The following is a 13,273-nucleotide window of genomic DNA, read 5'->3' as shown; positions in this document are numbered from 1 at the left end:
TTCAGGCCTCCGTACTGAAGAACACGTTCTTGGTCTCGGTGAAGGCGGTGAGGGCGTCGGGGCCGAGTTCGCGGCCGAGGCCGGACTGTTTGAAGCCGCCGAACGGCGTCCCGTAGCGGACGCTGCTGTGGGAGTTGACGGAGAGGTTGCCGGCCTGGATCGCGCGGGAGACGCGGACGGCGCGGCCGAGGTCGCGGGTCCAGAGGGAGCCGGAGAGTCCGTAGTCGGTGGCGTTGGCGAGCCGGACGGCGTCGGCCTCGTCCTCGAAGGGGAGGACGACGGCGACCGGTCCGAACACCTCCTCGCGGGCGACGGGGGCATCGGGCGCGACCCCGGTGAGGACGGTCGGGGGGAACCAGAAGCCGGGTCCTTCGGGGGCGGCGCCCCGGATTCCGGTGAGGTCGTCGGGGACATGGCCGCGGACGCGGTCGAGCTGATGTCGGGAGATCAGCGGGCCCATCTGGGTCTTCTCGTCGGCGGGGTCTCCGACGACGACGGCCTCGATCGCGGGGGCGAGCAGCTCCAGGAAGCGGTCGTACACGGTGCGCTGCACCAGGATGCGGCTGCGGGCGCAGCAGTCCTGGCCGCTGTTGTCGAGGAAGGACATGGGGGCGGCGGCGGCCGCGGCGTCGAGATCGGCGTCGGCGAAGATCACATTGGGGCTCTTGCCGCCGAGTTCGAGGGTGGCCGGTTTCATCTGTTCGGCGCAGCGGGCGGCGACGGACCTGCCCACGCGGGTGGAGCCGGTGAAGACGATCTTGGCGACGCCGTGGTGGTCCACCAGGGCCCGTCCGGCGGTGTCGCCCGCGCCGGGGAGCACCTGGAAGAGGTGTTCGGGCAGACCGGCCTCCAGGGCGAGTTCGGCGAGGCGCAGCGCGGTCAGCGGGGTGGTCTCGGCGGGTTTGAGGAGTACGGCGTTCCCGGCCGCGAGTGCGGGGGCGGAGCCCCAGGCGGCGATGGGGAGGGGGAAGTTCCAGGGGGCGATCACGCCGACGACGCCGAGCGGTTCGAGGAGGGTGATGTCGAGGCCGCCCGCGACGGGGATCTGCCGGCCGGTGAGGCGTTCGACCCCGCCGGCGGAGTAGTCCAGCAGATCGCGGACGTTGCCGGCCTCCCAGCGGGCGTTGCCGATGGTGTGTCCGGCCTGGCGGACCTCCAGGCGGGCGAGTTCCTCGATGTGTCCGTCGACGACGACGGCGAAGCGGCGCAGCAGCCGGGCGCGGTCGGCGGGGGCGGCCGCGGCCCAGTGCCGCTGGGCGGCGGCGGCCCGCGCGACGGCGGCGTCGACCTCGGGGGCGGTGGTGGCGGGGACGGTGGCGACGGTCTCGCCGGTGGCGGGGTTGAGGACTCGGTGGTGGGTGGGGTGCACGGTCTTCCTCGCAGTCGTCACGGTCGGGCCGTCGCGGTCGGCGCGGTCGGCGCGGTCGGCGCGGTCGGCGCGGTCATCCCTCGCCCGCCCTCAGAGTCGTTCGAAGGAGCGGCGCAGCTCCCAGTCGGTCACGGCGGCGTCGAAGGCGGTGAGTTCGACGCGCGCCATGTTGCTGTAGTGCGCGACGACCTCGTCGCCGAAGGCGGCCTTGGCGACGGGGCTGTTCTCCCAGAGTTCGGCGGCTTCGCGGAGGGTGGCGGGGACATGGGCGTACTCCCCCGTATAGGCGTTGCCGGTGCACTCGTCGGGCAGTTCCAGTCCCTGTTCGACGCCGTGGAGTCCCGCCGCGACGAGGCCGGCGACGGCGAGGTGGGGGTTGACGTCGCCGCCCGGCAGCCGGTTCTCGAAGCGGGTGGAGCGGCCGTGTCCGACGACGCGCAGGGCGCAGGTGCGGTTGTCGTGGCCCCAGGCGACGGCGGTGGGGGCGAAGGAGCCGGGCTGGAACCGCTTGTAGGAGTTGATGTTGGGCGCGTACAGCAGGGAGAAGTCCCGCAGCGCGGCGAGCTGCCCGGCGAGGAAGCTGCGCATCAGCGGCGACATTCCGCCGGGCCCGTCGTCCGCCATGGCGTTCTCGCCCTGGGCGTCGGTGAGGGAGAGATGGATGTGGCAGGAGTTGCCCTCGTGCTCGTCGTACTTGGCCATGAAGGTGAGCGCGTAGCCCTCCTGGGCGGCGATCTCCTTCGCGCCGGTCTTGTAGACGGTGTGCTGGTCGCAGGTGACGAGGGCTTCGTCGTAGCGGAAGACGATCTCCTGCTGGCCGGGGCTGCACTCGCCCTTGGCGGATTCGACGGTCAGCCCGGCGGCGGCCATCTCCCGGCGGATCCGGCGCAGCAGGGGTTCGACGCGGCCGGTGCCGAGGACGGAGTAGTCGGTGTTGTACTGGTTCACCGGGGTGAGGCCCCGGTAGGCGCGGTCCCAGGCCTCCTCGTAGGTGTCCTTGAAGACGATGAACTCCAGCTCGGTGCCGACCTGGGCGGTGAGGCCGAGGGCGGCGAGCCGGTCCAGCTGGCGGCGGAGGATCTGGCGGGGGGCGGCCGGCACGGGGGATCCGTCGCTCCGGGCGAGGTCCGCGACGAGCAGGGCGGTGCCCTCGTTCCAGGGGACGCGGCGCAGGGTGGCGAGGTCGGGGCGCATGGCGAGGTCGCCGTAGCCCCGGTCCCAGGACGACATCTCGTAACCGTCGACGGTGTTCATCTCCACATCGACGGCGAGGAGGTAGTCACAGCCCTCGGAGCCGTGCTCCAGCACCTCGTCGAGGAAGAACGGCGCGGCGAACCGCTTGCCCTGGAGCCGCCCCTGCATATCGGGGAAGGCGAGCACCACGGTGTCGATCTCACCGCTCGCGACGAGGGCGCGCAGCTCCTCGACGCCGAGCGGGGGTGTGCGGTCTGCCACGGGACGTACGCCTCCTTGGATCAGCCGGAAGCCATAAGGTATTGCCGGAGACCATTGATACGGAAGAGGAAACGTCGGCGTGGCCACCACTGATGACCCGAATCGGCTGGAACCCGTACTGCGTCCGGTGCGCGCGGGCAACGGCTTCGAGGAGGCGCTGGAGCAGATCCTCCAGCTGCTGCGGCTCGGGCTGGTGCCCGCGGGGCGGCGGCTGCCGGCCGAGCGCGAGCTGGCCGAGCGGCTGGGGATCAGCCGGGTCACCCTGCGCGAGGTGCTCAAGGTCCTCGCCGATCAGGGGCTGGTGGAGAGCAGGCGGGGCCGGTACGGCGGCACGTTCGTACGGGACCGGCCCGACGCGGGCGAGGCGGAGCTGCGGCGGCGGCTGGCGGGGGTGGACGTGGAGGACACCCTGCGCTTCCGCGAGGTGCTGGAGGTCGGGGCCGCGGGGCTGTGCGCGGCCCGGCCGCCCGGCGAGGCGGACGCCCGGCGGCTGCGCGCGGCGCTCGCGGCCACCCATGACGCGCCGCTGGCCGAGTACCGCAGGCGGGACACCCTGCTCCATCTGACGCTGGCGGAGCTGGCGGGCTCCCCGAGCCTCACCGCCCAGTACGCGGCCGTCCGCGCGACCCTCAACGACCTGCTGGACTGCATTCCGCTGCTGGTGCGGAATCTGGAGCACTCCCAGCACCAGCACACGGCGCTGGTCGAGGCGGTGCTCGACGCGGATCCGGAGGGCGCGCGCGAGGTGATGCGGGAGCACTGCGAGGGAACGGCGGCGCTGCTGCGCGGCTTTCTGCCCTGACCGATTCCCGGCGGCGCCCGCGCGGGGGCTTGCGCGACCCGGCACCGATCGCAAAGGTGTTCCTACAAACCTTTGAACGCCAGGAGCTTCCATGGCCGAAGGCACCACCGACCGCGTCCTCTCCCCCGCCGACGCCTCGCCCCACGATCCGTATCTCAGCCGGCGCGCCCTGCGCCGGGGCAGCGCGGGGTGGCTGCTGCTCACCGGGCTCGGGGTGGCCTATGTCGTCTCCGGGGACTTCTCGGGATGGAACATCGGCCTCGCGAAGGGCGGTTTCGGCGGGCTGGCGATCGCCACTGTGCTGATGGGCGTGATGTACGCCTGTCTCGTCTTCGCGCTCGCCGAGCTGTCGGCGATCCTGCCCACGGCGGGCGGCGGATACGGCTTCGCCCGCCGGGCGCTCGGCGTCTGGGGCGGATTCCTGACCGGTACGGCGATTCTGATCGAGTACATTCTCGCGCCCGCCGCGATCTCCCTCTTCATCGGCGACTATGTCGAATCCCTCGGGCTCTTCGGTCTGACCTCGGGATGGCCGGTGCTGCTCGCGTGTTTCGCGATCTTCATCGGGATCCATCTCTGGGGCGTCGGCGAGGCGCTGAGGTTCAGTCTGATCGTGACCGCGATCGCCGTCGCCGCGCTGCTGATCTTCGCCGTCGGCGCGTTCACCGAGTTCAGCGCGGACCGGCTCGACGACATCCCGGTGGATCCGGAGGCGTTCGGCGCGAACTCCTGGCTGCCGTTCGGACTGCTGGGGATCTGGGCGGCGTTCCCCTTCGGCATGTGGTTCTTCCTCGGCGTCGAGGGCGTCCCGCTCGCGGCCGAGGAGGCCAAGGACCCGGTGCGCTCGATGCCCCGGGCGCTCGCCCTCTCGCTGGGCGTCCTGGTGCTCCTCGCCGCCCTCACCTTCCTCGCCGCCACCGGCGCACGCGGCTCGGCGGCCCTCCAGGAGGCCGGGAACCCGCTGGTGGTCGCGGTCCAGGACGGGGACCGGGCGACGGCCCTGAGCCGCTTCGTCAACTACGCGGGGCTCGCCGGGCTGGTGGCGTCCTTCTTCTCCCTCATCTACGCGGGCTCCCGCCAGCTCTTCGCCCTCTCCCGGGCCGGCTATCTGCCCCGCTTCCTCTCCCTCACCAGCCGCCGCAGATCGCCCTACCTCGGGCTGCTGGTGCCCGGCGCGATCGGCTTCACCCTGGCCGCGTCCAGCGGCGACGGGGCCCGCATGCTGAACATCGCCGTCTTCGGCGCGACGATCAGCTACGCCCTGATGTCCCTCTCCCACATCGTGCTGCGCCGCCGCGAACCGGAACTCCCCCGGCCCTACCGCACCCCCGGGGGCGTGCTCACCTCGTCCACGGCGTTCGTCCTCGCCCTCTCCGCGCTGGTGGCGACCTTTCTGGTGGACACCGGGGCGGCGCTCATCGCGCTGGGGCTGTACGCCGTCGCACTCGCCTACTTCGCGATCTACAGTCGACGGCATCTGGTGGCCAGGGCTCCGGAGGAGGAGTTCGCGGCGCTCGCGGCGGCCGAGTCGGAACTCAAGCGCACCTGAACGGAGCCATGGTGACCAAGCCGCTCATCGGGGTCACGACCTATCTCAGCCCGGCCGCCTGGGGGCTGTGGAGCATGCCCGCCGCGCTGCTCCCGGCGCGGTATCCCGCCCTCGTACAGCGGGCGGGCGGGCTGGCCGCGATGCTTCCGCCCGACGCCGGACCCGGCTCCGCGCCGGCCGTGGTCGCCCGGATGGACGGGCTGGTCGTCGCGGGCGGGGCGGATGTGGAGCCCGTACGGTACGGGGCCGAGCGCGATCCCCGCACCGGCCCGGCGACCCGGGACCGGGACGCCTGGGAACTGGCCCTGATCCACGCGGCGCTGGCGGCGGGGGTGCCGCTGCTGGGGATCTGCCGGGGGATGCAGCTGCTGAACGTGGCGCTCGGCGGGACGCTGGTCCAGCATCTGGACGGGCACACCGGGGGCGAGGGCGTCTTCACCTCCCACACGGTCAAACCCGTACCGGGCACCCGTTACGCCTCGATCGTCCCCCACGCGGCGGAGGTGCCCTCCTACCACCACCAGGCGGTGGACCGACTGGCCCCGGGGCTGACGGCCTGCGCGTACGCGGAGGACGGGACGGTGGAGGCGGTGGAGACGGAGTCCGGGTGGGCGGTGGGGGTGCAGTGGCATCCGGAGATGGGCGGGGATCTCGCGGTGATGGGTGCGTTGGTGGAGGCGGCGCGAGGGGGGCGCGGGCGCGGGCACGCGAAGGGCGCGGGCCCCTGAGCGGGGCTCGGACTGACGGCGGGCGCTAGGCCGTTTCTTTCGGATCATCTGATCGTTGGTTGATGTGTGTCGTTGACTGACGCGCAGTGGGCGCGTATCGAGCCGCTGCTGCCGGACCGGTCGCCGAGGCGGGGTGGTCGGTGGCGTGATCACCGGGAGGTGATCGGCGCGATCGCGTTCAAGTACCGCACCGGGACGCCGTGGATGGACCTGCCCGAACACTTCGGCTCGTGGAAGGGCGCCCACAACAGGCTGCGCAAGTGGGCTGCCGACGGCACCTGGGAGAAGGTCTTCACCGCCCTGTTGGCCCGGGCCGACGCCGAGGGCGACCTCGACTGGATGGTCGCGGTCGACTCCACGATCGTTCGGGCGCATCAGCACGCCGCCGGGGCCCGTCAAAGGGGGCCCCGGCCGGCGAGCCGGACGACCATGCCCTCGGACGCTCCCGCGGGGGACTGACCACCAAGATCCACCTCGCCGCCGACGGCCGCTGCGGACCGCTCGCTTTCGTCGTCACGCCCGGCCAGGCCGGAGACGCACCCGCATTCGAGCACGTCATGGCACGGATCCGGGTGCCACAGCCCATCGGGCGCCCACGCACGAGACCGGACACGATCCTTGGGGACAAGGCGTACTCGTCCCGCGCCATCCGATCGCACCTGCGCCGTCGCGGGATCCGGGCGGTGATCCCGCAGCCCGCCGACCAGGCCGCCAACCGCAAACGGCTCGGCAGCCGAGGCGGCCGCCCGCCGACGTTCGACCGCCAAGCCTACAAACAGCGGAACACGGTCGAACGGGCCATCAACAAGATCAAGCAATGGCGCGGCCTGGGTGAGGTCGACTCGGGGCGCCCTGCCGATGTCTCCACCAGCGGGTTTCCCCGAGCCGCCTCCCGAACCCGGCGTGCCCGTCTCCGGGCACCGGGCTCTCCACAAATCCCGTTTCGAGATGCTCAGTTCCTCATGCCGCAGTGGGCCACGGGGTCGGGATGAGTGTTCCCCGGTATCGGTATCTGGTCGTGCTCACCTTTGCCGGGTTGAACAGTTCCGCTTCCTCCGTGGCAGGCCACCAGCCACCGCCGTAATAGCGTCGACGGAGCTGCTTCCAAGTGATCCCGGGATGCTTGCGCCGGATCCATCGCGTCACCCTCATCCACGCGTAGTGGCTGAGGTAACAGAAAGCGACATTCGACACTCCGGGACGGAAGTACGCACACCATCCCCGCAACACCAAGTTCAGCCGGTGGAGCAAGGAATCCAGCGACAAGCCGACGTTCTGCCGTCCGGTCAGTTCCTTCACCTTGCCAGTTGCGGAACGCACTGACTTCCGTGCCGGATAGGTGTAGATGTACTGCCGGTCAGTGCCCAGTTTCCGGTGGCGCTGGATGCGCCATCCGAGAAAATCAAGGCCCTCGTCAATGTGCGTGATCTTTGTCTTCTCCACCGACAGGCGAAGGCCCATCGGCTTCAACGCCCCCGCGACCTCGTCGCGTAATTCCTCGGCATGCTCACGACGCCCGAAGACAAGCACGAGGAAATCATCCGCATACCGGACCAGCCGATAGTTGGGCAATCCCCGGCGCCGTCTCCTGCGCCGATCCTCGGAGGTGCTATCTGGCCCTCCAAGCCCCTGGGCGATGTTCTCGTCCAGGACCGAGAGCGCGATGTTCGCCAGCAGCGGCGACAGGATCCCACCCTGCGGGGTCCCGGTGCGTGTGTCCGTGAAGGCTCCGTCCCGGGACAGGATCCCGGACTTCAAGAACGCCTTCACCAAGGACAGCACCCGCTTGTCTCCGATTCGATTCCTCACCCGCTCCATGAGAGCCGGGTGCGAGATCTCATCGAAGCACGCCGTGATGTCGCCCTCCACCACCCACTCGTATCCGTGGCTGGCGAGGTAGCGGGTCTCGGCGATCGCGTCATGAGCCCGGCGATTCGGTCGGAACCCGTAGGAACACGGGAGGAAATCCGCTTCGAACACCGGCTCCAGCACCAGTTTCAAGGACGCCTGGACCACTCGGTCCGCCACGGTCGGTATTCCAAGGCGACGGAGTTTGCCATTCGCCTTGGGAATCATCCGCTCACGCACGGGAACCGGCCGGAAGCTACGGTCTCTGATCTGAACTCGCAGCCTGCCGAGAAACATCTCGACTCCCTGCCCGGCCTCGATGGAGCGGGCGGTCTTCCCGTCCACTCCGGCCGTGCGGGCACCCTTGTTTCCCCGGACACGGTCCCACGCCACCAACAGGAAGGCGGGATCGGCCACGAGGTTGAACAGATCGTCGAACCTGCGATGAGAATCATCAGCAGCCCAACGGTGCAGCTTGGTCTGGATCTCCAGTACCCGGCGTTCGGCCTTCATCAAGGCCCATTCCAGCTCGTCGGAATTCACCGGCGACCACCTCCTGGCATTCCAGCATCCTTACTGCCGACTTGCTGGCCCCCTTCCCCATGTGGCCGGCTTTCCCGGCCTCGGAGTACTACGGAGCCTCCGTCCTGCCCGACGGCCATCAGCCGGCGATGGGCCTGCCCTCCACCGGACTGGAGATCCGGCATCGGGCGACCGCGGGCAGTTCCCACGTTCACCACGGAATCGATTGACGGGTGAGGTGCCCAGCTCTACCCCGGCAGCATCGCCACGCTTACGCCGCAGGCTTTCGGCGTGGCCTCCCCACCGGTAGGTAGATCCGGCTTCGGAGTCGGCCGCCGACCATCGGCAACCGTGCACTGCATCCGGCCCGCATCCGCCAGGTTGGAGCCGGTGTCGTAATTACGGGGCGTCAAGCACTGATTCCTCGCGTGCACCTTCCCGTCTCACTAGCCGGACCCGGACCGTCTGGCAGTGCCAGCCCGTCCCGACGTTGTCGGGGCTGCTTACCGCCCGGCTCGGCATCCCCCGAGCCGAACTGCCCCCCAATTTCAACCAGGTTGCTGCGACAACCCGGCGGTGAAGGTCTCTCACCTCACTCGATTCCATAGCGCCTCGTGGCGCACCCACCCGCTACGACAAGACCGCCACCATCTACCTCGCCGCCATCCACATCTGGTCGGCGAGGTGATCCGAGACCTCAACCTTCCGCACGGCGCCGGTAGGTGTTGATCAATACGCCGGACGGTGTCGGCCGCGTGGCGGTAAGCGTCAGGCGGCGAGGGCTCTTGCCGTCGGCGAAGAGCTGCTTCCCGCTACCCAGGACGAGAGGAAAGACCAGCAGCCGGTACTCGTCAACGAGGTCGTACTCGATCAGAGCCCCGAGCAGCCCCCCGCTGCCCAGCACCACCGTCTCGCTCTCGGACGCGGCCTTGATACGGCCGACCTCCGCCGCCAGATCCGCGCCGAGCACAGTGCTGTTCGCCCAGCCTGGATCCCTGAGCGTGCGGGAGACCACGTACTTGGGCATCGCGTTCATCGCGGCCACCGCAGGGTCGTTCATGTCGGCGTACGGCCACGTGGCGGCGAAGATCTCGTACGTCCTGCGGCCCAGGAGCAGGGCCCCGGCACCAGCCGTGGCCTCGCTCATGAACCGCTCCACCACTTCGTCGACATAAGGCAGCACCCAGCCGCCCTGATCGAACCCACCCTCCCGGTCCTCGTCGGCCGAGAGAACCGACTGCACGACACCGTCCAACGAGACGAAGTTGACCACGACCAGCTCACCCATGCGCTGCTCCCATCCGTGTGCTTGCACCATCGAGATCGACTCCACGCAGGAGCAGGACTCATCGGTCACGGCGGCACCCGCATCTTGGGCAAGGCGTTGATCCCGAAGAAACGGCCTAGTCGGGGTTGTGGGTGGAGGTGAGGGAGAGGAGGTCGCGGGCCGGACCGGTGGGGAGTTGGGAGCGGCGCCAGACGGCGCGGAGGGCGCGGTGGAGGGGGATGCCGTGGAGGCGGACCTCGCTGAGGCGGCGGGCGGCGAGTTCTTCGGTGACGGCGAGTTCGCTGAGGACGGCGGGCCCCGCGCCGCTCATCACCGCGGCCTTGACCGCCGTCGTCGAGGCCAGCTCCAGAAGAGGTTCGGCGGGCCCCCCGCACCCCGCCAGCGCCGCGTCCAGCACCTGGCGGGTCCCCGATCCCCGCTCCCGGAGGATGAGGGGCGCCCCGGCCAGCTCGGCCGCCGTCAGCGGCGATCCCCGCCGCGCCCAGGGGTGCCCGGGCGCGGCGACGACCACCAGCCGGTCGTGCCCGATGACGGCCCCGTCCAGCCCCTCGGGGACGGCGAGCCCTTCGACGAAGCCGAGGTCCGCCTCGCCGGAGAGCAGCCGCTCCGCGACCGCGGCGGAGTTCCCGGCGTGCAGCGAGACCGCGGTGCCGGGCCGGGCGGCGCTCAGCGCGACGAGCCAGCCGGGGAGCAGATACTCGGCGATGGTCATGGACGCGGCGACCCGCAGCCGTGAGTCGCGCCGCCCCCGGAGCGCCTGTGTCCCCGCGTCGAACGCCTCGGCCGCCTCCACGACCCGCCTCGCCCATTCGGTGACGAGCGCCCCGGCCTCGGTGAGCCGGGAGCCGCGCGGCGAGCGGTCGAGGAGGGCGACGCCGAGCTGGCGTTCCATGGAGCGGATCCGTCCGCTGGCGGCGGGCTGGCTGATGCCCAGCTCGCGGGCGGCCCGGCCGAGGCTGCCGTGACGGGCGACGGCGAGCAGCAGCTCCAGGGCTCCCAGCTCGGGCACCCGGTGCCCGAGCGGCACCCTTCCCGTACCCGTCGCCTCGCGATGCTCGCTCATAAGCGCAGCCTATGACCCCATAGCCCGGGGGCTCCTGGCGCGGTGACGGCGCGGGAGCCGAGAGTGGGGGCATGAGCACCGTCGTACGCACCGGCCCAGGCCGCCCCCGGGCGGATTCCGTACGAAGTCCGGCGCTGCGCCATCTGGCTCCGAACTGGTACTCGACCGTCATGGGCACCGCCGTGGTGGCTACGGCGGGCGCGGCCCTGCCCGTCCCGGGCGCGGGTCCGGCCCTGGCGGCGGTATGGGCGGCGGCCGCGGTTCTGCTGGTGCTGGTGGCGGCGGCTCGCGCGGCGCACTGGCTGCGCCATCGCGATCAGGCGCGGGCGCATCTGCTGGATCCGGCGGTGGCCCCGTTCTACGGCTGTCTGCCGATGGCGCTGCTGGCGGTGGGCACGGCGGGGCTCGGCGCGGGCCGGGAGCTGATCGGGGAGCCGGCGGCGGTGGCGCTGGCGTTCGCGCTCTTCACGGCGGGCACGGCGGGCGCGGTCACGGTGGCGGTGGGCGTGCCGTATCTGATGGTCGTACGCCATCGGATCGCGCCGGGTTCGGCGTCGCCGGTGTGGCTGCTGCCGGTGGTCGCGCCGATGGTGGCGGCGGCGTCGGGGCCGCCGCTGGCGCCGTATCTGCCGGCGGGGCCGGGCCGGGAGGCGTTGCTGCTGCTGTGCGGGGCGCTGTTCGGCATGAGTCTGCTGGCGACGCTGCTGATGCTGCCGCTGTTCTTCGCCCGGCTGGTGCATGAGGGCCCGCTGCCGCTCGCGACGACTCCGGCGCTGTTTCTGGTGCTGGGCCCGCTGGGCCAGTCGACGACGGCGCTGAGCAACGCGGCGGCGGTCTCGTCGGACGCTCCGTACGGTTCGGCGCTGACGGTCCTGTCGGTGGGTTACGGGGTGCCGGTGATGGGGTTCGCCCTGCTGTGGCTGGCGCTGGCGGGCGCGATGACGGTGCGGGCGCTGCGGCTCGGCATGCCGTTCTCGCTGGGGTGGTGGGCGTTCACGTTCCCGGTGGGCACCTGTGTGACGGGGCTGGCGGGCCTGGCGGACCGTACGGGGCTGGCGGCCTTCTCCGTGCCGGCGGCGGCGCTGTACGGGCTGCTGGTCACGGCGTGGGCGGTGGCGGGGTGGCGGACGGTGCGGGGGGCGGCCGGCGGAGCGCTGTTCGCAGCGCCGCGCCGATGACGTCGGGGGCCCGGCCGAGGGAGGGCCCGTACCAGGTGAGATGCCGGCCGCTGAGCAGCGCCGGGGGCAGGCCGGGGAAGGCCTCGGGCCCGTCGTCCGCGGTGAAGCGGTAGGGCTCGTCGGGGAGGATCACGAGTCGCGCGCCGCGGGAGCGGAGTTCGCCGAGGGGGATGCGGGGGTAGCGCTCGGGGTGGTCCGCGTAGAGGTTGCGGACGCCGAGCCGGGCGAGCAGGTCCCCGGCGAAGGTGTCGCGGCCGAGGACCATCCAGGGCCGCCGCCAGATCGGTACGACGGCGGCGGGCGCGGTTTCGAGGGGCCGGACGGCGTCCCAGGCCCGCCGGGCGTCGTCCAGCCAGCGCGGTCGGGCGAGACCGCAGCCGTCGACGAGCACGCGTTCGAGTTCGCGGAAGGCCTGGTCCAGGTCGCGCACCTCGGTGACGAGGACGTTCGCTCCGGCGGCGCGCAGGGCGGCGAGGTCGGGCTCCCGGTTCTCCTCCTCGTTGGCGATCACCAGATCGGGGCGGAGGGCGAGGACGGCGGGGATGTCGGGGTTCTTGGTGCCTTTGACGCGTACGACGTCGAGAGAGGCCGGGCGGTCGCACCAGTCGGTGGCTCCGACGAGCAGCCCGGGGGCGCTGACGGCGACGGCCTCGGTGAGGGAGGGCACGAGCGAGACGACCCGCACGGCGCTAACTTCCGGCCGGGGTCTCGATGTGGTCGGCGACGGTGACGACGATGACGCGGGTCTCGGGGACGGTGGCGCGCCACCGGTGCCGTACGCCGCCGGAGAGGAACAGGGTGTCACCGCGGCCGAGGCGGTGGGCGCGGCCTTCGGCCTCGACCTCGACCGCGCCGTCGGCGACGTACATCATCTCGTCGTTGCGGTGCTGGAACTCGCCCTCGGTGTCGTACTCGCCGGTGAATTCGAGGGCTTCGAGCTGGTGGCGGCCCCGGACGAGCCGCCGGGTGCGCCGCGCGTACGGCTGGTCGCGGTCCGTGTCCGTGTCCGTGCGGGACGGCCGGCCGGTGCCGGAGCCGGGATCGGTCTCGGTGTCGGCGGGGGCGCGGACGACGGCGATGGTGCGGGCGGCGTCGGAGGCTTCGACGAGCCGTCCGACGGTGGTCTCCAGGGCGTCGGCGACCCGCTGGAGGGACCGGGTGCTGGGGCGGGCCCGCTCGTTCTCCACCTGGCTGAGGAAGGGCACGGAGAGGCCGCTGCGCTCGGCGACGGCCGCGAGCGTCAGATCGAGCGCGCGGCGGCGTCTGCGCACGGCGGCGCCCACCCGGAGACGCTCGGTCTCCTTCGGGTCCTTGCCGTCCTTCTCGTCCATCAGCCGGGCTCCCCTTCCTGGTCCTGTCTCACCATACGCAGCTTCCGGGTCCGGCCGCGCGCATACGGCCGACCGGTCCCGGGGCCCGGGGGCGCGAAGCAGGACGGGGCGGCCCCCGCCGGCGGCGGGGGCCGCCCCGT

General features: G+C 71.6%; 11 protein-coding genes and 1 pseudogene. 5 read left to right on the top strand and 7 right to left on the bottom strand.

Translation table 11 applies throughout. The features are described 5' to 3' along the window. Position 1 precedes the first annotated feature (1 nt). Entirely contained in the window at positions 2–1,390 is a 1,389-nt protein-coding gene (locus ACF089_RS03160; protein ID WP_392020999.1) for an aldehyde dehydrogenase family protein, read from the bottom strand. A gap of 69 nt (positions 1,391–1,459) precedes the next feature. Further along, entirely contained in the window at positions 1,460–2,824 is a 1,365-nt protein-coding gene (locus ACF089_RS03155) for a glutamine synthetase family protein (RefSeq protein WP_392020997.1), read from the bottom strand. Positions 2,825–2,903: 79 nt separating this feature from the next. On the opposite strand from ACF089_RS03155, the gene ACF089_RS03150 reads away from it, so the two are divergent. The 4 genes and pseudogenes from ACF089_RS03150 to ACF089_RS03135 form a co-directional block, all read left to right on the top strand. After that, a complete protein-coding gene (locus ACF089_RS03150; RefSeq protein ID WP_392020994.1) occupies positions 2,904–3,626 on the top strand; it encodes a FadR/GntR family transcriptional regulator in 723 nt (240 codons plus the stop codon). A 91-nt stretch (positions 3,627–3,717) separates the two neighbouring features. After that, the gene (gene eat, locus ACF089_RS03145; RefSeq protein ID WP_392020992.1) at positions 3,718–5,175 is read left to right on the top strand and encodes an ethanolamine permease; all 1,458 of its coding nucleotides are present in this window, start codon (positions 3,718–3,720) and stop codon (positions 5,173–5,175) included. Positions 5,176–5,183: 8 nt separating this feature from the next. Beyond that, complete coding sequence (locus ACF089_RS03140) at positions 5,184–5,903, top strand: gamma-glutamyl-gamma-aminobutyrate hydrolase family protein (protein ID WP_392020989.1); 720 nt, start codon at positions 5,184–5,186, stop codon at positions 5,901–5,903. Positions 5,904–5,969: 66 nt separating this feature from the next. Next, positions 5,970–6,733 (top strand): annotated as a pseudogene (locus tag ACF089_RS03135) (IS5 family transposase); the annotation flags it as partial. A gap of 130 nt (positions 6,734–6,863) precedes the next feature. Here the strand turns inward: ACF089_RS03135 and ltrA are convergent. The 3 genes from ltrA to ACF089_RS03120 form a co-directional block, all read right to left on the bottom strand. Further along, positions 6,864–8,294: a group II intron reverse transcriptase/maturase gene (gene ltrA, locus ACF089_RS03130; protein WP_392020987.1), complete on the bottom strand. Its 1,431-nt coding sequence runs from the start codon at positions 8,292–8,294 to the stop codon at positions 6,864–6,866. 676 nt (positions 8,295–8,970) lie between these two features. After that, positions 8,971–9,561, bottom strand: a complete 591-nt coding sequence (locus ACF089_RS03125; RefSeq protein WP_392021612.1) for a dihydrofolate reductase family protein — start codon at positions 9,559–9,561, stop codon at positions 8,971–8,973. A gap of 115 nt (positions 9,562–9,676) precedes the next feature. After that, positions 9,677–10,624, bottom strand: a complete 948-nt coding sequence (locus tag ACF089_RS03120) for a LysR family transcriptional regulator (protein ID WP_392020985.1) — start codon at positions 10,622–10,624, stop codon at positions 9,677–9,679. Positions 10,625–10,695: 71 nt separating this feature from the next. Between ACF089_RS03120 and ACF089_RS03115 the strand changes: the two genes are divergently transcribed. Next, positions 10,696–11,802, top strand: a complete 1,107-nt coding sequence (locus tag ACF089_RS03115) for a C4-dicarboxylate ABC transporter (protein WP_392020983.1) — start codon at positions 10,696–10,698, stop codon at positions 11,800–11,802. Here the strand turns inward: ACF089_RS03115 and ACF089_RS03110 are convergent. Both ACF089_RS03110 and ACF089_RS03105 read right to left on the bottom strand, forming a co-directional pair. Then, on the bottom strand, positions 11,723–12,487 hold the full coding sequence (locus ACF089_RS03110) for a helical backbone metal receptor (RefSeq protein ID WP_392020981.1): 765 nt from the start codon (positions 12,485–12,487) through the stop codon (positions 11,723–11,725). The genes ACF089_RS03115 and ACF089_RS03110 overlap by 80 nt on opposite strands. 4 nt (positions 12,488–12,491) lie before the next feature. After that, entirely contained in the window at positions 12,492–13,133 is a 642-nt protein-coding gene (locus ACF089_RS03105) for a helix-turn-helix domain-containing protein (RefSeq protein ID WP_392020980.1), read from the bottom strand. Positions 13,134–13,273: the final 140 nt, after the last annotated feature.

The organism is Streptomyces sp. NPDC014894, assembly GCF_043080985.1.
GTDB lineage: Bacteria > Actinomycetota > Actinomycetes > Streptomycetales > Streptomycetaceae > Streptomyces.
The sequence above is the reverse complement of the archived record's forward strand: the minus strand, read 5'-3'. Positions and strand labels throughout refer to the sequence as shown.